We start from the raw sequence: 23,053 nt of genomic DNA, 5'->3' as shown, positions 1-23,053 counted from the left end.
CGCTCTCTACGCCTTGAGAGTCTCCAACCATGGTCTAGGCTTAAACCAATATCCGTTCCTCAACCAAGATTCTTTGAAAGAAAGGTGTATCCCATGTTCTTCTCCCGCAAAAGTGCCCCGAGCCAAACGAAAGAAGATCACCGAACTGCCCTGCTTGATGCAATTTACAACAGCCAGGCCGTTGCGGAGTTCAGTACAGACGGCGTCATCCTGTACGCAAACAGTCTGTATCACGAACTGATGGGTTACCGCGAAGGTGAGTTACTGAACAGACAACACTCCAGCCTGTGTGATGAGCGTGATATTTCTGGTTCTGAGTACCGCGATTTCTGGAACAGGCTGAAGAACGGTGAGCGCATGAATGGACAGTTCCGACGCAAGAGCGCGGATGGCCGCTTACTCTGGCTGGATGGGTCCTATGCTCCGGTAAAAGACGCGTCCGGGCGCGTAGAAAAAATCGTGAAGATCGCCCACGATGTCAGTGACCTTATGGCAGACAATCATAAGTATTCTGATATCAACGCGGCGGTGGAACGCTCGATGGCAGTGATCGAGTTCGATGCCACCGGAAATATCAAACGCGCGAATGCCAACTTTCTCGGGGCAACCGGCTACACAGAAGCCGAGGTAATCGGTAAACACCACCGCATGTTTGTCACAGCCGAGAATGCTGAAAGCCAGGACTACCGGGATTTCTGGAAAAAGCTGGGTTCAGGGCAGTTTATCAGCAGCCGTTTCCATCGCGTGAAAAAAGACGGCAGCGATCTCTGGCTGGAAGCCTCCTATTCACCGCTGATCAACGCCGACGGTGACGTCTATGGCGTGATTAAATTCGCAACCGACATCACCGAAAGTGTAGAGAAAACGAACCGGGAAATTGAACGCGCCACCAGCGCCTATCACATTACAACAGCCACCGAGCAGACGGCCGAAAAAGGGACTGAAATTATTCAGGAAGCCGCGCGGGAAATGACACTGATCTCGGAAGCTGTCTCAGAAACATCGTCGGTAATTTCAGAACTCGATAAACAATCCGATGCCATCACCTCGATCGTAAACACCATCCGGGGGATCGCGGATCAGACTAACCTGCTGGCGCTGAACGCGGCGATTGAAGCTGCCCGCGCTGGCGAACAAGGACGCGGTTTTGCGGTCGTCGCTGACGAAGTCCGCCAGTTGGCCGCAAGAACCAGCACTTCAACCGAAGAAATTTCTGCCATGATCGGCAAAATGCAGGCGGGAACGGTGAAAGCCGTAGACAGCATGGAAGCCTGCAGAGAACAGGCTGGCCACGGTATGGCTCTGGCCAACAAGGCCGGTGAAGTCATCCTCGAGATCCGGGATGGCACTCGCAAAGCAGTAAGCGCAGTCAGCATTTTTGCCGACGCGCTTCGCTGATTAAGGCCCGTCAGTCTTCGCTGATCTGAATATCCGGGATGGCGCCAGAGGTTTCCTTGCCAGCCAGGGCAACCGCGAGGCGTCGGGCCGTATGACGGTACATCATTGATACTTCGCAGCAATCATCTTCTGCAACGACCGGTGTCCCCTCATCGGCTTTCTCACGGATAAACTTCGACAGTGGCAGAGAACCCAGTACGTTAGTCTCATAGCGTTCTGCCAGGGTATCCGCACCATGTTCACCGAAGATGTGCTCGGCGTGCCCACACTGAGAGCAGATATGAATGCTCATGTTCTCAACCAGACCAAGCACAGGGATATTCACTTTATTGAACATCTCTATGCCCTTTTTAGCGTCCGCCAGAGCGATGTCCTGTGGGGTCGTTACGATCACGGCGCCTGAGACCGGAAACTTCTGACTCAACGTCAGCTGAATATCGCCTGTGCCGGGCGGCATGTCGATCAGCAGATAATCCAGTTCACCCCATTTGGTCTGGGTCAGAATCTGCATCAAAGCGCCTGACACCATTGGACCCCGCCACACCATCGGCGTGCTTTCCGTCACCAGATAAGCCATGGACATACTCTTGATGCCATGGGCTTCGATGGGAATAAACCAGCGGTTATCTTCTGTCTCCGGGCGGGTACCGTCTTCAATACCCAGCATGATCCCCTGACTCGGCCCGTAGATATCTGCATCAAGAAGGCCAACTCTGGCTCCGTCTTTTGCCAGGGCAATCGCGAGGTTCACAGCCGTGGTGGACTTGCCTACCCCGCCTTTGCCTGAGGCAATCGCGATGATGTTCTTCACCCCGGTAATGGCTTCAAGGTTATTCTGAGACTTATGCGCCTGGACTTCCCAGCTAATGTTGACCCGGGCGCCGGTGCAACCATCAAGGTTCTCAAGGGCAACCTGAAGCATCTGAGCAATCCCGTCTTTCAGAAACTCGGATGGATAATCCAGATGAATATCAACCTCGATAACACCGGCATCCACACGTATGTCGCGTACGCAGCCCGCGCTGATAAGATCGGATTCAAGGTAAGGATCGATATAACCGGCCAGCGCCGCTTCAATCCGGGAGTGAGTTAACTCTGACACAATCTGCTCCGGCAGGAAGTTTAAACCGGGGCAGATTGTACGCTGAAGGCCTGCCGAAGTCAGGCCGCAGAAGAGAACAGTCTGTTATCTCTTTCAGAGTTTCAGTGAACTACGCCAAAGCGTTGAGTGACGTTGGTGACACCTTCCTCAATATCAGGCTGGAATAAGGTACCACTGAAGTACACATCACCATTAGCGCTCATAAACACATCTTCTACTCTGTAACCCGGTGTCGAGCCGCGCAGTGTCACGTACTTGCTCCAGAACCAATGCAACTTGCGTATAGAGCGTCTCTCGTGGAACTGAAAATGTGCATACATGGACAGATCTGCATTCAGAATAAGAATGTCATTCGCGTAGGTTTCGTCCTGCTCGGCATCCCACGGGGTACTGATTCCGGTACTGTCACGCGAACTACCAATAATGACACCCAGACGACCTGCTGGCAGTGGCTTCATTTTGACAATGTAGCCCGGAAAAGAATCCGACCTGGCGGGCAACCGATACTCTGCCAATACATTGTCGTCTTCATCCCGGTGCTGAATCACATGCACTTTAGGGTCCCGTTCGCTGCCAATAACGGCTCCGTAGTAATTATTGTTGTCTTCAATCCAGTCAACACTAAAATTACAGCCGATTTTTTTCCGTTGCCAGACACCCTGATCGTTATACTTGAGAAGCGTTCCAGTACAGCCATTTTCATCGGACCAAGTATTGATAAAAACGCCCTCATCATTCACAACAAAGTCATGGCCATTAATGACATCAGCAGTGGGGTCGATTGAAGAATGCCATAAGGCAACCGGGTTACCAATTTCATACATACTTAAGTAGGCAGCGATATAACCATCGGAACCCGAGTTATTGCCCTCGTAGACGTAATACAGCCGAAACATGTGTTTTCCAAGACGCTCTGCAAACCACGTGGTGTTCTGACCGGTATTGTGGGAAGGCCCTTCATAGGAGAAAGAATAGTCATTGACTGGAACGGTATCGGCAGCCACAACGGAATCAGACGTAATCGCCCAGCCCCCCTGACGGGTAGTCAGATAAACTACGCCATTTTTATCTACTGGTTCTATACGATTCAAAGCATCATAGGTGATCCCTTTGTCGGTGAGATCTTTGCTGAAACGGTGATGACTCTGGTCAGTGACCAGATAATAGTCCCCTACCACAGTATGAAAATTTCCGTCGGGATTTCCTGCGACTACGGAAGCTGCCACACCTTCATTGACGGTTCCGGGATTAGCGAGTTTTACGCTTTTAAATGAACTGGCCGGCACTGCAATCTCGCCAGACAGGTCGGATATTCCATCATGATTAATACGTTCTATCTGGTATTCGAGACCACCCTGAGAATCTGATTGTAGATTAATCAGATAACTACCTGTTAGCGGGCTGAATATATCGTCACTAAGCACGCCCGGTTGGTACCAACGAATGAGCCCTCCATCACTGTCAACATCAAAGTCATCCTCTGTCGTACCACCACAAGCCACTAATGTCGCCGATACCGTCAGCAGCGATAGATATTTCCACATAGATAAGTCCTGTTCATTAAGAAATCCATTTCCTGAGAACAGCGCTCTCGCAGGAAAGAGGCCTTATCTAACTGTGTTGTGAGCGCACGAACAAGACGCAACACACGCCAATCAGTTAACTGATCAGGCGTGCTGCGGAATCACAGGCACTGCAGCCAGCAGGTGCTGAGTATATTCATGTTGCGGAGCCGTCATCAGCGAACGGGTGTCTCCCTGCTCAACAATCACGCCCTGTCGCATCACCGCCACGCGATGCGCCAGGTGAGGAATAATCGAAAGATCATGCGTGATAAACAGGTATGACAGGCCCATTTCATTCTGCAATTCCTGCAGCAATTCGAGAACCTGCCCTCGTATCGACACATCCAGTGCGCTGGTAGGCTCATCGCAGATGATCAGTTCAGGCTCAACCGCGATGGCTCTGGCAATCGCGATCCTCTGGCGCTGACCACCGGAAAACTCATGTGGGAAACGGTCAAGATGACCAGCTTCAAGCCCAACCCGCTCAATCAGGCGACGTATTTTCTGCTCTCTTTCCTGAGCGGCTGAACGGATCCCCAGACTTTCCATTCCTTCTTCAATAATCTCCCGCACTGTCATACGCGGATTCATTGACGAAAAAGGGTCCTGAAAGATTACCTGGATACGTTTCCGCAGTGGATGAAACGCTCCCTGACTGAGGTGATCAATCCGATTTCCAGCAAACCAGATTTCACCACCAGCAATATCCTCAAGGCGCAATATCGCGCGCCCGGCAGTGCTTTTCCCTGATCCGGATTCGCCCACCAGTGCCAGCGTTTCACCACGACCAATGCTCAGCGTAATCCCATCCACCGCTTTGGTATAACCAGCGATTCGCTGCAGTATCCCTTTGCGCTGCGCGAACCAGACACGCACATCCTTCAGCTCCAGAAGCGGATCATGCCCGGACTCCTGCAGGTACTCCCCCGGCTGAGGCAGAGAATGAATCAGCTGCAGGCTGTACTCATGAGAAGGCTGACGGAAAAAATCTTCACAACTTGCCTGCTCCAGAATTCTGCCATGACGCATAACCGCAACACGGTCAGCCATCTCAGCAACGACACCCATGTCATGGGTGATCAGCAGGATGGCCAGATCACGGGACTTTCGCAGGGTATTCATCAGATCCAGAATCTGTTTCTGAATGGTCACATCCAATGCTGTTGTAGGCTCATCAGCAATCAGTACATCGGGCTCACAGGCAAGCGCCATCGCGATCATCACCCGCTGTTTCTGGCCCCCTGACAACTGGTGTGGATACCAGTCGACACGATCACCAGGGTCTGGAATGCCGACTTCACTCAGCAGCTGTACGATATCCTGCCGCTTCGCCTGCCCCCTGTGCAGCTTCAGTACTTCGCCAATCTGCTGCCCGATCGTATGCACCGGGTTCAGTGAACTCTGAGGTTCCTGAAACACCATCGCGATCCGTCGACCGCGAATACCATTCATCTGAGTTTCCGTCAGAGCGAACAGTGAGTCCGAGCCCAGGCGGACATCTCCCCCGGTAATCTGCAGCGCATCAGCAAGCAGGCGCATTACTGCAAGGCTTGTCAGAGATTTACCCGAGCCACTTTCACCGACCAGTGCAAATACTTCGCCGGGAAAAAGATCAAAACTGATGCCATCAACCAGCCTCGTACCCGCCGCTTCAATACGGAGGTCTGTCACGCTTAATAATGGTTTCATTTCTGCTCTCCACTACCACTCATGCGTGGATCAAAGGCATCGCGCACGCGATCAGAAAACAGGTTCGCCGCCAGCACCAGAACAAACATCAGAATAAATGCGGCGGTGACAGACCACCAGACAACGGGATCTCTCGCTAACTCTGCACGGGCCTCATTAATCATGTTGCCCCAGCTCTTCATCGACGGATCAACCCCCACCCCGATGTAGCTGAGAACCGCTTCTGCCAGCACAAAGCCACTGAAGTCGAGTACCAGTGCAATCAGGATAATATGCGTGGTATTCGGCAGAATATGCCGCATCAGCACCCGCCAGTGGCTGACTCCGAAGGCGTGGGCAGCCTGCACATATTCGAGTTGACTGAGCTTCAGTGTCTCAGCACGCAGCAGACGACATAATCCTGTCCAGCTGGTCATCCCCAGGATGAAACAGAGCGCAATAAACTTGAAGTCAGCTCTGTCACTGAGCAGTTTGAACTGTTCCGGATGGGTTTCGATATAGACATCAATCAGAAGCACAGACGCCGCGATCAGAAGAATACCCGGAATGGAATTAAGCGTGGTGTAGATATACTGAACGACATCATCGACCCACCCCCGGAAATAGCCTGCGGATATCCCCAGCAGCACGGCAAGGGGCAGCGTGACAAGAGTGGCCAGGGTTCCGATCAGAACACCGGTCCGGACGGCTTTCAGACTCTGATACAGCACGTCCTGTCCGACTTTATCGGTACCCAGAACGTGATAATAGCGACTCATCTCCAAGGCCCAGGCGCAGACCAGAACGATGGTGGTAAGCGTCACATAAATAACCGGCCATGGCAGTCGCGAGGCGGCGTTGCGCACAAATACATGATGCAGGCTGATGAGTACCAGACAGGGAATCAACCACCAGCCAATCACGCTGAGGCTTTTCACCACAATATCTGCCGTGTGCTCACTGGTGTTCTCCAGATGTGCACCTCCATGTTTCAGTCGCGGATACACCCGCGCGATCGTGCCATCTGCCATTTCTTCGGTTTCTTTGGCAAAGGAATAAATCGCAAAGGGGGCTGAGTAAGTTCGTTCATCGTTGCCCTGCATAGGCGCCAGCGCGACATCCAGAACACTGCGTACTTCCGGCGAATAATGCTCTGCTCCGCTCCCTGTCGTATCTTCCAGGCGAGTCTGGAAATGCAGAGAGTCGAGAAGAGCAATCACGACATAAAAGCCGATAATCAGAAATGAGGAGGCACCGATACGGGAGCGGAACACCTGAGACCAGCGGGCACGCGCAAGAGGGTTTCTCACCACCGACACAACAAATGCGACCAGTGCCAGCACCAGTGCAAAAATCAGGTAATCGCTCCAGAGGAAGGCGAGACGGATATCATTAAACATCAGGACAACCTCACCCGCGGATCAACCAGCGTGTACGAAATATCGGTCAACAGCAGCCCCAGAATGTATAGAACAGAGCCGAGAAACACCATGCTGCGGACAATAGCAAAATCCTGCGCCTGAATGGCATCCAGGGTATAACTTCCCAGACCGGGAATGCCGAAGAAAGATTCGATCAACAGGCTCCCCATAAAGAGCGACGGAATCACAACCACGACACTGGTCAGGATTGGAATAAGACCGTTCGGCATAATATGCCGGAACAGCACCGTCAGTTCAGAAACCCCTTTGGCCCGGGCTGTACGCGCGTAATCTTTACTGGCCTCTTCGAGGAACAGCGTACGGTATAAACGGGTGCCGCCCCCTATGCCGGAAATCACACCAATGACGACCGGCAATACCAGAAAACGCCAGGCATCTGCGCCGGGAAGGTAGCCGGAAATTGGAACAAGATTCCACTCACGGGCAAAGAAGAACTGGCCGGCAATCACGTAGAAAACCCCCGATATCGACATCAGTGCAACACAGAGAATCATCGCCGACGTATCAAAAATACTGGCCCGGAACATAACGATAAACAGTGCGAAGGCAATGTTCACGCTGATGCCAATGATAAAAGTAGGCAGAGCAACAGCCAGACTTGGCCACATCCTCTGTTCAATATCGGCGGCAATACTGCGTCCGGCATCCGACTTGCCGAAATCAAACGCAAACAGACGCAGTGACTTTTCGTAAAAGATAGTGTCTGTGACAACGTCAAGGCCACTGGCCTCTGAATTCAGTACCAGAGGTTTATCATAGCCCCTCTGCACCTTCCATTCGGTCACCGCTTCTTCAGTCACGTGTTTGTCGCCCAACTGAACGCGCGCCATCTGGTCAGGGGTATTTACGACGAAAAATAAAGCGAACGTCAGCAGGTTCACCCCAATCAGGATAGGCACCGCATAGAGCAGACGACGAATAATATAAGCGAGCATATCAGTGGCCCCCATCCGGTCGGATCCGCTGCTGCAGACGACGGCGATAGGCAATATATCCCGGAGTTGCAAAGCCGATAAGAATGAACAACACCACCAGCAGAGGCCAGGTCACAGGCGTATTCCACTGGTCCTGCATATCAAGACGCTGCTGCGGGTCAATACGCAGGTATTTGAGTAAGGCCTTTGAAATTCCATGAGGTTTGGAGTTATACACCCAGGCATTATTCAGGGTATAGCCGTGGGGATGAAACGCCGAAGCCCAGGGAGTATCTTCGTGGATAATGTCCAGCATCCGGCGGATGATTTCCATACGCTCTGGGGTGTTTTCCATCAGTTTCATTTCTTCAAACAGACGGTTGTATTCGGCATTGTTATAGTTGCTCGAATTCACTCCGGCACCTTTCGTGACTACCTGGCCATTGGGGCCGTATAGCAGAAACAGAAAATTCTCAGCATCCGGGTAATCGGCCATCCAGCCCCACTGGAACATCTGCGCGTTGCCTGAACTCATTTTTTCTTTAAAGCGGTTGTAGTCTGTTCCGCGGAAATTCAGCTGGATACCAAGTTTTCTAAACTGTTTCATCAACCAGTTCTGAGTAGCGCCCGCGCCTGCACCAACCGTATCGAGATTCAGAATCAGCGGCTCGCCGGTCTTTTCGTGGCGCCCTTCAGGGTATCCGGCTTCTGCCAAAAGTTGACGCGCCTCTTCAACCGACTTACGTACGGGCTTACCATCCACCCAATCAAAAGCAACCGGGTTAATCCCCTCTTCGCCCTGCTGGTATCCGAAAATACCCGGCGGTACCGGACTCATTCCGGTTTCGCCACGACCATTCTGGAAAATAGAAATGTATTCCTCCTGATCGTAAGCAATTGCAATGGCCTGACGTAACTTACGCTTTTTCAATCGCTCAGCGGCGGTACCGGTATCACCGACGACCGGATCGAGCATGTTAAAACCAAAATAGAAGGTCCCGGGAACGACAGTCCGCTCGAGTGTTATCCCGCGCTCGCGCATCTCATCACTGAGACCGATCCCTTCTGAACCGACTTTGATTGCCTGATCAAAACTGTCGCTGGAAATGCCTGAACGGTCGTAATAGCCCTGCAGAAATTTACTCCAGAGGGGAATAGACTCTTTCTCAAGGCGATAGACCACCTTATCGATAAACGGCAGTGGTTTACCGGCGTCAGCCAACAGGCCTGCCTCAGAATCTCCGATATCGCCTTCTGAGGGATAGAGGTCTTCGCGATAGTTCGGGTTGCGCTCAAGGATGATGACCTCGTTCGGATCATTTCTGGTCATCATGTAGGGGCCGGTCCCCACCGGATACCAGTCGAGCGTCAAGTTACGGTCTGCCATGCCCGGCATGCTGTAAAAGCGATCAGCCTCCCAGGGCACAGGCGCAAAGAAGTGGAAAGCCAGCCAGTAACTGAACTGTGGGTACTTACCTTTCAGACGCACTCTGAGGCGATAGTCAGAAACCACCTCGACACCCTCGAAAGGCAGTGTCCGGAGGTCCAGCCACTCGCCGTCCTTCAGTCCGGCCCGCGCCTCTTTCGCAAGCGCGCCAAATTCATTCATGCCAAGAATGTACTCTGACAACAGTCCCCGGATCGGCGACAGAAGCGTCGGATCGGCCAACCTGCGGATCTGGTAGGCATAGTCTTCAGCGGTAAGCTCACGACTGCCCGTCTCTGCGAAATCACTGAGTACGGTATAAGGGGCTGCTTCTGCCGCCTCATCGAAAAGATAAACCGGGGAGCCGTCTGTCTGTGTCGCAAACGCTGGGTGCGGCTGATAACGGATACCCGGGCGTATATCAAGGAAGTAATCGCTGAAGGCAGGTTCGCCGCTGTCATCAGTCATCACCTCACCGTCCTGATTGAGATAAACAATCTCCGGCATCCGGATCAGGGTGGCAGGCTCCAGCTGAAACGGTCGCTTAAGATAGTGGTACTGCAACGGTGGATCGTAGATCTGATCGATAAACCGGCCTTCATCAGAGCTGTACGAGATCACAGGGTCCAGATGCTTCGGCCGTTCAGAAAAGCTCGAATAAAGAATATTGCTGCCTGTCTCATCGGCATGATGCGGGTTATTCCAGGCATCCTTCCCACAGGCGCTCAGAAGCGTCGCCAGTAGTATTCCCCCGATAAGTTTTCCTGCTGTTCTCATCGTTTCCCCTGTTATGCGGCCCGTTTTCTTGTTGTTGCCGCGAGTCTGAGTCTGCCACTTTTTTCCGGACACGCAAGTCGTGTTACTGCCCAGAGTGGTAACAATAGCTTCTCTTATTCCAAACGGCTATTACTACTAGTGACTTATGTTCTTGTAAGAAATAACGCTATTTTGGGATAATGCGCGCCCCAAAATGCCGAACCCTCCCGTATTTCCTGATGTTCAGTGAGGGTATTATCGCTGCGGAGCCGTTAATGACAGAGTACCTGCTGATTCTGGTAAGCACTATCCTGGTGAACAACTTTGTACTTGTTCAGTTTCTGGGCCTGTGCCCGTTTATGGGCGTTTCCAACAAACTGGAGACCGCCATTGGTATGGGTGCAGCCACCACCTTTGTACTGACTCTGGCATCCGTCTGCAGCTACCTGCTGTATACCTATCTGCTGGTGCCCTTTGATCTGACCTATCTGAAGACCATCAGTTTCATCGTGGTTATCGCGGTAGTCGTCGGTTTCACGGAGCTGGCTATCCGTAAGACCAGCCCGCTGCTCTACCGGGTACTGGGTATTTTTCTTCCGCTGATCACAACAAACTGCGCAGTTCTTGGTGTCGCCCTGCTGAACATCAAGCGTGAAAATACCTTCGTTGAGTCGATCCTGTATGGCTTCGGTGCCGCGGTAGGCTTTTCTCTGGTGATGGTTCTGTTTGCTGCCATGCGGGAAAGAATTGCAGTGGCGGATGTTCCGGTACCGTTTCAGGGCTCGGCCATTGCGATGATCACCGCAGGCCTGATGGCTCTGGCATTCCTCGGTTTTACCGGTCTGGTGAGCATCTGAGGAGTATGACATGAGCAGTATCCTGATCGCCGTTATCGTCCTCGCCGCTCTGGCTCTTCTGTTTGGTGCACTGCTTGGCTTTGCTGCCGTGCGCTTTAAGGTGGATGGCAATCCGATCGTCGACCAGATCAACGACCTCCTGCCGCAGACCCAGTGCGGCCAGTGTGGCTACCCTGGCTGCAAGCCGTATGCAGAAGCCATCGCGGATGGCGATAAAATCAACAAGTGTCCGCCCGGCGGCGAAAGCACCATCGATGCGCTTGCAGATCTTCTTGGCGTAGAACCTGAGCCTCTCGACGCAGAGCACGGTGCTGAGAAAGCCGTCCCAACCGTCGCTTATATTCGTGAAGACGAGTGTATCGGCTGTACCAAATGTATTCAGGCCTGCCCTGTGGACGCCATTCTCGGTGCCGCAAAACAGATGCACACCGTCATCACCGACGAATGTACCGGGTGCGACCTGTGTGTTGAACCATGTCCAGTGGATTGTATTGATATGATTCCTGTCGCTACAGACCGGAGCAACTGGTACTGGGAAGCTCCCACCGCCGGTGTTGAACTGATTGCGACTGACCGTCGTCCAGCAACGGCAGGAGGTCACGCATGACGCACCTGATTCAGCTGCATGAGTTCGACGGTGGCATCCATCCGCCTGAAAACAAACATCAGTCGACTGGCCGGGCAATCAGAACTGCCCCCCTGCCCGACGAACTTGTCCTGCCCCTGCATCAGCATATCGGCGCGCCTTCCCGTCCGGTTGTCAGTGCCGGCGACAGCGTCCTGAAAGGTCAGGTGATTGCAGAGCCGCACGGCTTTGTTTCTGCACCGTTGCACGCGCCAACCTCGGGTGTCGTCGCAGCCATTGAAGACCGTCAGGTGCCGCACGCTTCCGGCATGAGCGAACTCTGTATCGTCATTACGCCAGATGGCAAGGACGAGTGGCAGCCTCATCAGAGCCTGTGCGCCGAACTCGGAGTGGATGACTGCGACGACATCAGTGCCGCAGATCTTGTCCGCCGGATCCGTGAGTGCGGCATTGCCGGAATGGGCGGCGCAGGCTTCCCGACCTCGGTTAAGTTATCGGTCGGTGACAACAGGATCGACACCCTGATTCTGAATGGCGCCGAGTGCGAACCTTACATTACTGCAGACGATATGCTGATGCGTGAGCGCGCACGCGATATCGTGCGCGGCGCTCAGATCCTGCTGCAGATCACCGCCGCAGAACGCTGCCTGATCGGTGTGGAAGACAACAAACCCGAAGCGATTGCCGCACTGGAAGACGCTCTGCTTGCGCTGCATGAAGAGCATCATATCGATGTCGTGACCATCCCCACGAAATACCCGTCGGGTGGAGAAAAGCAACTCATCCAGATCCTTACCGGACGCGAAGTTCCCAGCGGTGGAATACCGGCGCATATCGGCATCGTCTGCCAGAACGTCGGAACAGCGGCGGCCATTGCCGACGCCGTCGATATCGGCCGACCTCTGATCAGCCGTATTACCACGGTCACCGGAGACGCAGTGTCTGACAAAGGTAACTGGGATGTCCTGTTGGGCACACCGGTCAGCCATCTGCTGGCGGTGTCAGGCTATCAGCCTCAGAAGCGTGAGCGCGTAATTATGGGTGGACCCATGATGGGCTTTGCCCTGCCGACCACCGCACTTCCGGTTGTAAAAACGACCAACTGCCTGCTTGCTCCCACTGAAAAAGAACTGCCGACCAACAAGCCATCGATGGCCTGTATCCGCTGTGGTCTTTGTGCCCAGGCCTGTCCGGCAGAACTGTTACCGCAGCAGCTCTACTGGTTCAGTAAGGCTGAAGAATTCGACAAAGCCGAGCAGCACAACATCTTCGACTGCATCGAATGTGGCGCCTGTTCATACGTCTGCCCGAGTGAGATCCCACTGGTGCAGTACTACCGCTTTGCCAAAGGGGCTATCCGCGAAGAACAGGCGGCCCAGGAAAAGGCCGAGCAGGCCCGTGAGCGTTTCGAAGCCCGTATCGCCCGTCAGGAGCGTGAGCAGGCGGAGAAAGAAGCTAAGCGTAAGGCCCGGGCAGCAGCGGCAGAAGCCGCTCAGAAAGCGAAAAAGGCCGCTCCGGCTGCTGCCACAGATGCGCCGGCAAAAACTGCTGCAACCAGCTCTCCTGAACTGGAAAAACTTCAGAAACAACTGGACGGCGCTCAGGCTGCGCTGACTAAAACCAAAGAAAAACTTGAAGCAGCGAAAGCCGATCCTGCGATGGCGGAAAAAGTGCCGGTATTCGAAGCGGCCCTCACCAAGACCCAGGATAAAATCAAGACGCTGGCAAAAGACATCGCCGCTGCGAAAAAAGCAGCCAAAGCCGCACCGGCTGCAGCTGATGACAAAGGCGACCCGAACAGTCCTGAGCGTCTCAAGAAAAAATGGGAAATGGCTCAGGGGCGTCTGGACACCGCGATCAAGCGTCTGGAACAGGCAGAAGCTGAAGGCTCAGACAAAGTCGAGGCATTGCGCGATGGTCTCGAGAAGCAGAAGGTCCGCGTTGAAGAGGCACGCCAGGCCTGGGAAGCCGCGACCATCGGGCAACCTGCAGCGAATGCCGCTGCCCAGGGGACACCCGAGCCGGCCAACGATGACCTTAAGCGCAAAATACTGGCGCAGAAGGATCGGGTCGACAAAGCACGGGAGCGATTAAGCATGGCTCAGGCCGAAGGCCTCGATACGGTTGAAGCCCTCACCACGGCGCTCAGCAAACAACAGGATAAACTGAAACAGCTTGAACAACAGGCTGATGCGGCGGGAGAAGTATAACTATGGCATTGTTAACCCTATCCTCACCGCACGCGCATGGTCCGAATGCCACCAGTCGCATCATGCTGACGGTCGCGCTGGCGACTCTGCCAGGCCTTGCGGTCATGACCTGGTTCTTTGGCCCGGGCACTCTGATCAACGTTATCCTGGCCGGGCTGACGGCAGTCGTTTGTGAAGCCCTGGTACTGAAAGCCCGGAAGTATCCGGTCGGTTTTTTCCTGAAAGACAACACTGCGCTGGTCACCGGTGTTCTGCTGGGTCTGGCACTGCCGCCTCTGGCACCCTGGTGGATCACAGTGATTGCCACGGCCTTCGCCATCATATTCGCCAAGCAGATCTATGGTGGAATGGGCAACAACCCGTTTAACCCTGCCATGATCGGCTACGCGCTTGTGCTCGTTTCATTTCCGGTACAGATGACGACGAACTGGGCTGTCTCATTTCAGATGAGTGGTTCCGAGGTCGCGGGACTCACTGATACCTTACGTGCTATTTTTGCCGGTTCAGCCGATGTTGCAGATGTGTATACAGGTGCCACACCTCTCGATGATTACAAGCATCTGATCAGCAAAGAGACCTCTGATGAGCTTCTCACCCGCGCTACCTTCAATGGCTGGCTGAATGGGGGCTGGGAGTGGATGAACCTCGCCTTCCTCGCGGGCGGCGTATTCCTGATGTTGAAGAGAATCATTACCTGGCACATCCCGGTGTCTATGCTCGCGGCGCTGACTCTATGTTCGCTGGTCTTCGGCTGGGATCACGATCTCTATACCCCAACCTGGCTCCACCTGTTCAGTGGCGCGACGATGCTGGGCGCTTTCTTTATCGCTACAGACCCGGTGTCCGCTTCAACGACGCCCAAAGGCAAACTGATCTATGGCGCAGGCATCGGCATTCTCCTTTTTGTTATCCGTACCTGGGGGGCCTATCCCGACGCCGTGGCGTTCGCCGTGCTGCTGATGAACTTTGCAGCGCCCTTCATCGATGCCTACACACAGCCGCGTACGTACGGTCACAGCAAGGCCCGTCGTGGCCTGAAGACGGGGAAGTAACCGATGCATGAACTGATTTCGTCTATCCGTCGTAACGCCGTCGGCCTGGCAATCTTTGCCACAGTGACCGCCGGGGCCATCGCCACTGCTCAGATGCTCACGGCTGAGCGGATTAAACAGAACATCCGCATGGCGGAGTCCCGCGCGCTGAACCAGCTCGTGCCGACCAGTAGCTACGACAATGACCTGCTGAATGACACCCTGACCGTCGACTCCCGGTTTAATCAGCAGTTGCTCGGCCCCCTGCCGGAAAATGCGCTGATTTACCGCGCCCGCAATGACGGCGAAGTCAGCGCAGTCATCCTTCCTGCGGTAGCGCCGGATGGTTACACCACTAGCATTGATCTGATTGTGGGTGTTAACCGTGATGGTACTCTGGCTGGCGTCCGGGTAGTTGCGCACCGGGAAACCCCCGGGCTTGGCGATAAAATTGAAGCCCGCAAGTCTGACTGGATCACGTCCTTTACCGGTAAATCGCTGCAGAACCCCGTCGCTGAACAATGGGCAGTCCGCAAAGATGGTGGAGAATTTGATCAGTTTACCGGCGCCACGATTACGCCCCGGGCCGTTGTCAGAGCGGTTAAACGTGCTCTGCTCTTTTTTGACATGCACCGCGATCTGCTGCTGAATGGCCGTGCACCTTACCAAGGAGACTCCAATGGCAACTAAGTCACTGAGTGAAATTTCTCTTGATGGTCTCTGGAAGAATAACCCGGCGCTGGTTCAGCTGCTGGGCCTCTGCCCACTGCTAGCCGTGACCGGCTCAGTCGTCAACGCCCTGGGACTGGGCCTTGCCACTATGATGGTTCTGGTGGGTTCTAACCTGTCAGTATCGTTGATCCGGAACCATGTCTCCGATGCCGTGCGTCTCCCGGCGTTCGTCATGATCATCGCGTCCTTCGTCACCGTCGCCGAGCTGGTAATGCAGGCGTTTACTTACGAGTTATACGAAGTTCTGGGCATTTTTATCCCATTGATCGTTACCAACTGCGCCATTCTGGGGCGTGCAGATGCCTTCGCCTGCAAAAACCCTGTGCTGCCTTCTGTCGTTGACGGCGTCATGATGGCGATTGGTTTTACTGTGGTTCTGGTTGCACTCGGTGCCATGCGCGAAATTCTGGGGCAAGGAGTAATCTTCGGAAATATGGATCTGCTGTTTGGCCCGGCCGCGGCGGACTGGAAGATCACCCTGTTCAGCAACTACCCTGACTTCCTGTTTGCGATTCTGCCGCCAGGCGCATTCGTCTGCATGGGTCTGTTAATCGCGGTGAAAAACCTGATTGATGCGGACATCAAAAAACGCGCCGATGCCCGTAAGGCCCCGGTTGAAACCGGCAGTAAGCGCGTACGGGTGACGGGTAAGATCAGCTGATGACCTCAGCCGTCGTAAGCGACGGCCTGAGTATCAAACGTCTGCGCTGAAACATGCACCATCTCCAGCGGTTGCTGCACTGCGCGATCTGCGTAGATGGTAACGAATGCCCCAAGCATGCTGATAAAAAAGAGTTCAGCAAACATCTTATGGTTGCGTAAACCGTCGCGCATAAAGCGCAGCAGAACAACCGCCAACGCAACCGACACCAATCCGCCAAACATGATGGCCTGAAGCAGAACTTCCTGCGACATCATAGGCGTACCTGCGTTGATCCATTCAATGATCCCTTTGCTGAAGAAGCCCAGCGCAATCAACAGCATCGCCACAGCAGGGACGGCATATCGGTCGGTACGCTGCTCACTCAGAACGCCCTGAAACCGCGTCATCGCCTCGGCAAACTCGGCCATCACCGGTAACGCATTATCTGCAAGCTCCCGCATGTGTGCACCATCCTGTGCGTGATCCTCTACCAGAGCCCACAGGCGTCCACGGCGGCACACGATCTTTTCTACCCGGGCGCCGGAATCATCACCCATATCAAAGACACGCAGAATTTTATCACTCAGCCCCGGCGTACCAGCCAGCACCTGGGAAGCAAGGAAGTCATCAGAGAGGATCAAAAGAGAAGAGTCAAACGCCTGATTACAGATTACCTTATCACTGACCAGGCCAATGTGTTCGAGTGATCTGTCGACTTTACTGTATCGGCGGATGACAAAGTCGTAGCGTCGGGAAGTTGGCATTCCCACTTTGATCTGTCGGCCGCCTGACGCGGAATAGACACGGTATTCATAAGAAATATCACCGTGAGTCGCTTTACTGCCCCGCCACTCTGCTGAGTAGCGATGAAAGATCATGATCGCTGAAAAGCCGATCAGAGCAACAAAACCGATAGTCATCCACATAAACGAACATCCTTATCATAGAGTTGTTTATCTCAGGTCTGACTTCATTCTAGACCCGCCTGTCATTCAGGGAGTTACATGCAAGTAGTTTGCCGTAATAAACTCCCCTCCGTGCCGTAAAAGCTACATTCCTGTATCATTTACGCCGGTACGATGCCTTCCTGGCCTCGTAATACACCCAAAACTGCCCCGGATTTACGCTCCGGAAAGCAAGGTATGCATATGAAACATGAATCTCAGTACGTTGTCTGCGCAATGTACAAGTTTGTCACATTAGACAATTTCCAGGACATCCGCCAGCCACTGTTTGAAACCATGGATCGCCTCGGCGTGAAGGGTACTCTGCTGCTCGCCAGTGAGGGGATCAACGGTACCGTTGCCGGAACCCGCGAAGGAATCGACGGCTTACTCGAATGGCTGCGCAAAGATGAACGCCTCAGCGACATCAGTTACAAAGAGTCATACGAAAGCGAGATCCCTTTCTATAGGACTAAAGTCAAACTCAAGAAAGAAATCGTCACTATGGGGGTCGAGGGCATTGATCCTCTCAAGGTGGTCGGCACTTATGTCAAACCGAAAGACTGGAATGCGCTTATCTCCGATCCGGATGTCGTTCTGGTCGATACCCGCAACGATTATGAGGTCAACATCGGGACCTTTGAGGGCGCGCTTGACCCCAACACCCAGACTTTCCGCGAATTTCCGGACTACGTTCAGAAAAAACTGAATCCGGAGAAACATAAAAAAGTTGCCATGTTCTGTACCGGTGGTATCCGCTGCGAGAAATCGACCGCCTATCTTAAAGAACAGGGCTTTGATGAGGTCTACCATCTTGAGGGCGGTATTCTGAAATATCTCGAAGAGGTGCCCGAAGAAGAGTCAATGTGGAAAGGCGAATGCTACGTCTTCGATGGTCGGGTCACCGTCGATCACCAGCTGAACAAAGGGACGTTTGATCTTTGTCATGCCTGCCGCCGCCCTATCGTCGAGGCCGACAAAGCCCATAAAGACTACGAAGCCGGTGTCAGCTGCCATCAGTGCATTAACGAATACACTGAAGAGCGTCGTGAGCGCTTCCGTGCCCGCGAGCGTCAGATGGAGCTGGCACGAGAACGTGGTGAGGAACACCTGGGCTCGCGCCAGGCGGAAATCCGCAAAGAGCGCCGCGAAGAGAAACTACGCAAGCGCGAAGAAGACCGTCGGTTCTCGAAAAAGCAGGGATAACCTGCGGCGCACTTCTGATGCAGTGAAACAGGACGACGTTATCGGACGTCGTCCTGTTTTTTCTCAGACAGCGGTTGTGTTTCGCCATGCTGGAAAACCACAAAACTGTCCAGTGGCAGTTCCTCACGACGCATTGCAGCGCGAAGACGTTCCGGTGGCGCCGTCATTTCTTCGTCGGTCAGAATAAAAGTCCCCCAATGCATTCCTATCGCCCGCGTAGCCTTCAGGTCTTTGAAAACCTGAACAGCTTCATCCGGGTCCATATGGGCGTCCTTCATAAACCAGCGGGGGTCGTAAGCACCCACCGGAATCAACGCCAGATCAATCCCGGGAAAGCGCTCAGCAATGGCGGGAAAATCTGCGCTGTATCCGCTGTCTCCGACATGCACAATCCGCTGACGGGGAAAGTCGAGAACCCAACCCGCCCACAACGAGGTATTGCGGTCAAACAGTCCGCGGGCTGACCAATGCCTGACCGGGACCGCATGAATCTTCAGGTTGCCAAGTCCGGCACTCTGCCACCAGTCGAGTTCAACCACGCTCTCTACCCCCAGATCCCGGAACCACTCACCCAGTTTCAGAGGAACGAAAAACCGGGGAGGATGATCGGGCTGCCGGGCAACCAGCTGGCGTACCGTCTGCTCATCCAGGTGGTCATAATGGTTGTGCGATATCACGACGGCATGAATATCCGGCAGATCGTCCAGGGCAACCGCCGGAGGTACAACGCGCAACGGCCCAGCGAACGAAAAAGGCGAGGCACGCTCACTGAAGTGCGGATCTGTCAGCACATTAAAACCTCCGGACTGTATCAGGAACGTACTGTGCCCAATCCAGGTAATCTGGTGCAGTTCCTCTCCTCTGAGCGATTCCGGCTCTGGGAAACGCACCGGAAATTCTGATCGCTCGGGCTCAGTGCGTTCCCAGTTCCAGCGAATAAGATCGCTGAAACTTTTATTGATGGCCACACCGTCGGTATTCACAAAGGTGCCGTCTTCCAGATGGTGCGCGGGACGACTTCCCTCCAGCGGCAGTGCAGCACAGCCCGAGGCCAGCAGAGTGGCAGTAAAAAATATCAGAAGGTGTTTCAAGATAGTTTCCAACCAGAGATGACAGCATTCCAGAATCAGTGAATTCACTCCGGATTTCAATACTGCCCCGCCACCAGAGTGTTGCGGATATGCAACAGTCGTCCGGATATTGGCATCGGATGGCATTGTGGCTTGGCGCCCCGACGTGGGACACTCGGCTGATAACAATAACAAAGTGATATTCTGCATGACTCCACATCTGCGCCTGCTCGCCACCCTGACAGCCTCAATGACGCTCTCCGGATGTATTCTTGACGATATTCCCATTGGCACCGGCTATGCAGCCAAATACATGTGTTCAGGGCTCTGGGTCAGTGGCCTGAATGAAGCGCGGTTGCGCGATGATTTTATTGCGCCGCAGATCAGCCCTCTGCCGTTAATCTGGAAAATTGAAATCGATGAACGACAGCAAACGGTGACCGTTCGCGATCGCCTGTTCGGGTCGCGCAACGCAAAGACTGCCTATTACCGCGAAGGAATTGGCTGCACTCTGACTCACGACACCAGCCTTGCCGATCTTGATCGCCAGGCCCCTGTGAACCTGATCACCCCTCAGACGGACTATCACGCCCCCTGGCCAGCCGGCGAAGCCAGTATTGACCGCCTCAGGTCCGATATTGATTACCCACTTCTCGACGAAAGCATCGGACTGGCTTTTGCAGAACCGGAGAGCAGTGTCCGCAACACTCTGTCGGTTGCGGTTGCTTATCAGGGCGAACTTATTGCTGAGCGTTATGACGACGACGTAAATGCAGCCAGCCCGCTGTTGAGCTGGTCAATGGCGAAAACCATTACCTCGACCGCGGCGGGCCTGATTTATGACCGCGGTGATCTGCATCCTGACGATACGGCGCCGGTCAGCGCATGGGCCGGCACAGACAAAGCCACGGTGACACTCCGACATCTGCTACAGATGAGCGCCGGCCTCGACTGGAACGAAGCCGCTCAGGGCAACGACCCGGATCAGGGCTTTGGTCTGTTCGAAGTTCCGGATATGGCGGGCTATTATGCCAGTCAGTCCCTCACCGCAGAGCCAGGTACCGTGTTCAATTATTCGACCGGTGCCAGCAATCTGATCGCCAGCATGGTGCAGGACAAGGTGGGAGGCTCTCTTGAAGACTATTACCGGTTTATTCAGCAGGCATTGTTTCTGCCTCTGAATATTCACAGCGCCGTGATCGAATTCGATACCACCGGCCAGCCTGTCGGCGGTGCATTTCATTATCTGACCACACGTGACTGGGCGCGCCTTGGACAGCTTTATCTGAACAGGGGTAACTGGAACGGTGAGCAGTTGTTGTCTGAAGACTGGATCAACCAGACGCTCACACCTTCAGCGGCGAACCCGCTTTATGGTTACCAGATCTGGCTGAACACCGATCAGGGCTTCTGGCCGCAACTTCCGGCGTCGACCTATGCCTTCCGTGGCTTTCAGGGACAGATTGTAATGATGATCCCCGAGCATGAACTGGTACTGGTGCGCACAGGTGTCACCTTCAACAACGAAGGAGCATCGTCCACCTCAGACCCTGCTGGCATTGAAGCCCTGGCCCTGGGGGTCATCAGTGCTCTGCCAGCTGAATAATATCCGGACGAGCACTGCCGAACAGAATCGTCAGCATCTCTTCCTGAGCCCGGCGGCCCCGCCGGGCTAACCAGTCACGCCCACCGGGGAAAAGCCGGATAACGCTCTGAGCCAGAAAGTTGCAGGGAGTAAATACCATCGGATACCAGGGCACTACCCAGCCCGGAAGCCCCAGAGCCCTCATGCCTTCGGAACCGATAAACAGACGGATAATACTCAGATGAACCTGCTTGTCCCAATGACTCCGTAACCACTGAAAATCACCGTAGTAACGCTGCAGCGGTTCATCCATCAGTGCCCGGGCGAGCTGTATTGAGGTACCATCGGCCTGTGCCTGGCTGAGCAGATTCCGGTACAGCGCCACCCGCCCTTCCTGCTCTGACCCGCACAACAGACTCTCATCAACCCCCATCAGCCAGCCAATGTAGCGCCAGAGCGCCATGACATCTGCCGCCTCAGATTGAGTGACAGGCACACCGAGTACCCGCTGCCCGAGCAGGAACATGACAGAGAAAGCCAGCCAGGTGACCTGCATATCGAGCTGGTTAACCGGCAGCCCCAGATAATGAGCATCCCAGTCTTCGCGCTGACGCAGACGCTCCCGGACCATCGCGTGAATCACCCTGACTCTGAGTGTGGTATTGAACCCCGCCGCTCCCGGCGTCAGACCGCCTTCGGCCGTACAGTCCATCCACCACTTGGTCGTTTCCGCTACCCGGCGCTGTGCCCCCTTTTCCAGAGCACCGGTTTTCACCAGCGTCTGGTTAATGGCACTGGCCTGATACCCCGCCATCAGGCCAAAATCGCGCAGAATCCGCATGCCGGTTTTCCCCGAACGGGCAACCACCTTAGCTCCCCTAGCCATCGCGTCTTCATCGACCCAGCCGGGGGCGTGCGTACAATGTGAAAACAAGGTCCGGACAGCGCTGTCTGGGGCCAGCTCGTGCCAGCGCCCCTGGGCGGCAATCTCCATTTCACCCCATCCTTCGCGATGCCCGACCTGTGAAAAATAATCCACGACACGATCTGCCAGAGGGTCGCCTTTCAGCAACGCCAGTCCCATGCGGGTCCATTCGGCGGCATCCGGTTCTGCGCGGCGTTTATCGCGGATCAGCCACAACAGAGGAGATGCGATTCTGCGCGCCACCGGAAGGTCAATTCCGTGTCTTTCGGGGTAATCGGGAGCCATAGTGAATTCTCATTGGTACCAGTCAGTACCAAAATTAATCAGCCACACTGGTACTGTCAAGTACCAAATGCTAAGCTGATGTCATCAAGAAAGGAGAAGTTGAATGGTAAAAGCAGCAACGGACCATCGTGAACGCCTGCTGGAGGGGTTGACCGACAGCCTCGGCCGCAAACCGTACCGGGAAGTCACACTGACGGATATCACCGCGGCAGCACGGGTATCCCGACGTACCTTTTACCAACACTTCGCCAACAAGGATGAATGCCTGCTCGCCCTGGCTGCTGACACCAGTGTCCGTATGATGCGGGTGGTGCTGACAGCGGTTCAGAATTCGTCAGACTGGCAGGAGACCGTCGAGAGGGTCACGGATGCGTACCTGAGCTTTATCCACTCACAACCCCCGCTGATGAAAGCCCTCTATATTGAAACCAGCTCAATGGGGCTTGAAGGACTGAAAGCGCGCCGCCAGATCGCCGAGACATTTGCCGCGTTTCTGGTGCAACAGGTCGATGATCGGCGCCGGCATGGCGAGAGTCTTCAGGCAATAGATCAGAACTGTGCAATCGTTATGGTTGCTGGTATCAACGAACTGATTCTTCACACTCTGATTGACGACAGAGCGCACACCCTGATGGAACTTGCTCCCGTTGCGGTGGGCATAATCAATCGCTTTGTTATGCCGCCAGCCCGATAGTCACTACAAACCAA

19 protein-coding genes are annotated in these 23,053 nt (G+C 54.2%); 10 read left to right on the top strand and 9 right to left on the bottom strand.

The window, feature by feature from the left end; translation table 11 throughout:
• The first annotated feature begins 93 nt into the window (after positions 1-93).
• A complete protein-coding gene (locus tag Q1L85_RS08185) occupies positions 94-1,398 on the top strand; it encodes a PAS domain-containing methyl-accepting chemotaxis protein (protein WP_300424885.1) in 1,305 nt (434 codons plus the stop codon).
• A 10-nt stretch (positions 1,399-1,408) separates the two neighbouring features.
• On the opposite strand, the gene apbC is transcribed toward Q1L85_RS08185, so the two are convergent.
• From apbC to Q1L85_RS08155, 6 genes are all read right to left on the bottom strand, one after another.
• A complete protein-coding gene (gene apbC, locus Q1L85_RS08180) occupies positions 1,409-2,500 on the bottom strand; it encodes an iron-sulfur cluster carrier protein ApbC (protein WP_300424887.1) in 1,092 nt (363 codons plus the stop codon).
• A 101-nt stretch (positions 2,501-2,601) separates the two neighbouring features.
• Positions 2,602-4,044: a hypothetical protein gene (locus tag Q1L85_RS08175; RefSeq protein ID WP_300424889.1), complete on the bottom strand. Its 1,443-nt coding sequence runs from the start codon at positions 4,042-4,044 to the stop codon at positions 2,602-2,604.
• A 123-nt stretch (positions 4,045-4,167) separates the two neighbouring features.
• On the bottom strand, positions 4,168-5,754 hold the full coding sequence (locus Q1L85_RS08170; RefSeq protein ID WP_300424890.1) for an ABC transporter ATP-binding protein: 1,587 nt from the start codon (positions 5,752-5,754) through the stop codon (positions 4,168-4,170).
• Complete coding sequence (locus Q1L85_RS08165; RefSeq protein ID WP_300424892.1) at positions 5,751-7,133, bottom strand: ABC transporter permease; 1,383 nt, start codon at positions 7,131-7,133, stop codon at positions 5,751-5,753. The genes Q1L85_RS08170 and Q1L85_RS08165 overlap by 4 nt, the downstream gene beginning before the upstream one ends.
• Positions 7,133-8,110 (bottom strand): ABC transporter permease, encoded by a 978-nt coding sequence (locus Q1L85_RS08160; protein ID WP_300424893.1) that lies wholly within the window; start codon positions 8,108-8,110, stop codon positions 7,133-7,135. Before Q1L85_RS08160 ends, Q1L85_RS08165 begins: the two co-directional genes overlap by 1 nt.
• A gap of 1 nt (position 8,111) precedes the next feature.
• Positions 8,112-10,292, bottom strand: coding sequence for an ABC transporter substrate-binding protein (locus Q1L85_RS08155; protein WP_300424895.1), 2,181 nt, complete (start codon positions 10,290-10,292; stop codon positions 8,112-8,114).
• Between the two features lie 254 nt (positions 10,293-10,546).
• Here Q1L85_RS08155 and rsxA point away from each other — a divergent pair, with 254 nt between their 5' ends.
• Genes rsxA through Q1L85_RS08125 form a run of 6 tightly spaced genes read left to right on the top strand, consistent with a single transcriptional unit; the run spans position 10,547 to position 16,348 of the window.
• The gene (gene rsxA / locus Q1L85_RS08150) at positions 10,547-11,128 is read left to right on the top strand and encodes an electron transport complex subunit RsxA (protein WP_300424897.1); all 582 of its coding nucleotides are present in this window, start codon (positions 10,547-10,549) and stop codon (positions 11,126-11,128) included.
• A 10-nt stretch (positions 11,129-11,138) separates the two neighbouring features.
• Complete coding sequence (rsxB, locus tag Q1L85_RS08145; protein ID WP_300424899.1) at positions 11,139-11,735, top strand: electron transport complex subunit RsxB; 597 nt, start codon at positions 11,139-11,141, stop codon at positions 11,733-11,735.
• Positions 11,732-13,924 (top strand): electron transport complex subunit RsxC, encoded by a 2,193-nt coding sequence (rsxC, locus tag Q1L85_RS08140; RefSeq protein ID WP_300432826.1) that lies wholly within the window; start codon positions 11,732-11,734, stop codon positions 13,922-13,924. Before rsxB ends, rsxC begins: the two co-directional genes overlap by 4 nt.
• 2 nt (positions 13,925-13,926) lie before the next feature.
• The gene (rsxD, locus tag Q1L85_RS08135; RefSeq protein ID WP_289083334.1) at positions 13,927-14,976 is read left to right on the top strand and encodes an electron transport complex subunit RsxD; all 1,050 of its coding nucleotides are present in this window, start codon (positions 13,927-13,929) and stop codon (positions 14,974-14,976) included.
• Between the two features lie 3 nt (positions 14,977-14,979).
• Positions 14,980-15,645, top strand: coding sequence for an electron transport complex subunit RsxG (gene rsxG, locus Q1L85_RS08130; RefSeq protein WP_289083335.1), 666 nt, complete (start codon positions 14,980-14,982; stop codon positions 15,643-15,645).
• The gene (locus Q1L85_RS08125; protein WP_300428225.1) at positions 15,635-16,348 is read left to right on the top strand and encodes an electron transport complex subunit E; all 714 of its coding nucleotides are present in this window, start codon (positions 15,635-15,637) and stop codon (positions 16,346-16,348) included. The genes rsxG and Q1L85_RS08125 overlap by 11 nt, the downstream gene beginning before the upstream one ends.
• 5 nt (positions 16,349-16,353) lie before the next feature.
• Here the strand turns inward: Q1L85_RS08125 and Q1L85_RS08120 are convergent, their stop codons facing one another.
• A complete protein-coding gene (locus tag Q1L85_RS08120; RefSeq protein ID WP_289083337.1) occupies positions 16,354-17,256 on the bottom strand; it encodes a hypothetical protein in 903 nt (300 codons plus the stop codon).
• 216 nt (positions 17,257-17,472) lie between these two features.
• On the opposite strand from Q1L85_RS08120, the gene Q1L85_RS08115 reads away from it, so the two are divergent.
• Positions 17,473-18,480, top strand: a complete 1,008-nt coding sequence (locus Q1L85_RS08115; protein ID WP_300428227.1) for a rhodanese-related sulfurtransferase — start codon at positions 17,473-17,475, stop codon at positions 18,478-18,480.
• Positions 18,481-18,518: 38 nt separating this feature from the next.
• On the opposite strand, the gene Q1L85_RS08110 is transcribed toward Q1L85_RS08115, so the two are convergent.
• Entirely contained in the window at positions 18,519-19,571 is a 1,053-nt protein-coding gene (locus Q1L85_RS08110) for an MBL fold metallo-hydrolase (protein WP_300428229.1), read from the bottom strand.
• Positions 19,572-19,758: 187 nt separating this feature from the next.
• Between Q1L85_RS08110 and Q1L85_RS08105 the strand changes: the two genes are divergently transcribed.
• Entirely contained in the window at positions 19,759-21,156 is a 1,398-nt protein-coding gene (locus Q1L85_RS08105; protein ID WP_300432822.1) for a serine hydrolase, read from the top strand.
• Here the strand turns inward: Q1L85_RS08105 and Q1L85_RS08100 are convergent.
• Complete coding sequence (locus tag Q1L85_RS08100) at positions 21,134-22,345, bottom strand: oxygenase MpaB family protein (protein WP_300428095.1); 1,212 nt, start codon at positions 22,343-22,345, stop codon at positions 21,134-21,136. The genes Q1L85_RS08105 and Q1L85_RS08100 overlap by 23 nt on opposite strands.
• 103 nt (positions 22,346-22,448) lie before the next feature.
• On the opposite strand from Q1L85_RS08100, the gene Q1L85_RS08095 reads away from it, so the two are divergent.
• The gene (locus Q1L85_RS08095) at positions 22,449-23,039 is read left to right on the top strand and encodes a TetR/AcrR family transcriptional regulator (protein WP_300428096.1); all 591 of its coding nucleotides are present in this window, start codon (positions 22,449-22,451) and stop codon (positions 23,037-23,039) included.
• Positions 23,040-23,053: the final 14 nt, after the last annotated feature.

Source organism: uncultured Thalassolituus sp., assembly GCF_950066645.1.
GTDB lineage: Bacteria > Pseudomonadota > Gammaproteobacteria > Pseudomonadales > Oceanobacteraceae > Thalassolituus.
This window is presented reverse-complemented; position numbering and strand designations above follow the sequence as displayed.

What these genes read in the sequence shown, in the direction of transcription:
- Q1L85_RS08185 (WP_300424885.1), top strand. Translation starts at nt 94, where the DNA reads ATGTTCTTCTCCCGCAAAAGTGCCCCGAGCCAAACGAAAGAAGATCAC.
- Q1L85_RS08100 (WP_300428095.1), bottom strand. Translation starts at nt 22,345, where the DNA reads ATGGCTCCCGATTACCCCGAAAGACACGGAATTGACCTTCCGGTGGCG.
- rsxA (WP_300424897.1), top strand. Translation starts at nt 10,547, where the DNA reads ATGACAGAGTACCTGCTGATTCTGGTAAGCACTATCCTGGTGAACAAC.
- Q1L85_RS08165 (WP_300424892.1), bottom strand. Translation starts at nt 7,133, where the DNA reads ATGTTTAATGATATCCGTCTCGCCTTCCTCTGGAGCGATTACCTGATT.
- rsxG (WP_289083335.1), top strand. Translation starts at nt 14,980, where the DNA reads ATGCATGAACTGATTTCGTCTATCCGTCGTAACGCCGTCGGCCTGGCA.
- Q1L85_RS08155 (WP_300424895.1), bottom strand. Translation starts at nt 10,292, where the DNA reads ATGAGAACAGCAGGAAAACTTATCGGGGGAATACTACTGGCGACGCTT.
- rsxD (WP_289083334.1), top strand. Translation starts at nt 13,927, where the DNA reads ATGGCATTGTTAACCCTATCCTCACCGCACGCGCATGGTCCGAATGCC.
- Q1L85_RS08175 (WP_300424889.1), bottom strand. Translation starts at nt 4,044, where the DNA reads ATGTGGAAATATCTATCGCTGCTGACGGTATCGGCGACATTAGTGGCT.
- Q1L85_RS08125 (WP_300428225.1), top strand. Translation starts at nt 15,635, where the DNA reads ATGGCAACTAAGTCACTGAGTGAAATTTCTCTTGATGGTCTCTGGAAG.
- Q1L85_RS08115 (WP_300428227.1), top strand. Translation starts at nt 17,473, where the DNA reads ATGCATATGAAACATGAATCTCAGTACGTTGTCTGCGCAATGTACAAG.
- Q1L85_RS08170 (WP_300424890.1), bottom strand. Translation starts at nt 5,754, where the DNA reads ATGAAACCATTATTAAGCGTGACAGACCTCCGTATTGAAGCGGCGGGT.
- rsxC (WP_300432826.1), top strand. Translation starts at nt 11,732, where the DNA reads ATGACGCACCTGATTCAGCTGCATGAGTTCGACGGTGGCATCCATCCG.
- Q1L85_RS08120 (WP_289083337.1), bottom strand. Translation starts at nt 17,256, where the DNA reads ATGTGGATGACTATCGGTTTTGTTGCTCTGATCGGCTTTTCAGCGATC.
- Q1L85_RS08160 (WP_300424893.1), bottom strand. Translation starts at nt 8,110, where the DNA reads ATGCTCGCTTATATTATTCGTCGTCTGCTCTATGCGGTGCCTATCCTG.
- Q1L85_RS08095 (WP_300428096.1), top strand. Translation starts at nt 22,449, where the DNA reads ATGGTAAAAGCAGCAACGGACCATCGTGAACGCCTGCTGGAGGGGTTG.
- Q1L85_RS08105 (WP_300432822.1), top strand. Translation starts at nt 19,759, where the DNA reads ATGACTCCACATCTGCGCCTGCTCGCCACCCTGACAGCCTCAATGACG.
- rsxB (WP_300424899.1), top strand. Translation starts at nt 11,139, where the DNA reads ATGAGCAGTATCCTGATCGCCGTTATCGTCCTCGCCGCTCTGGCTCTT.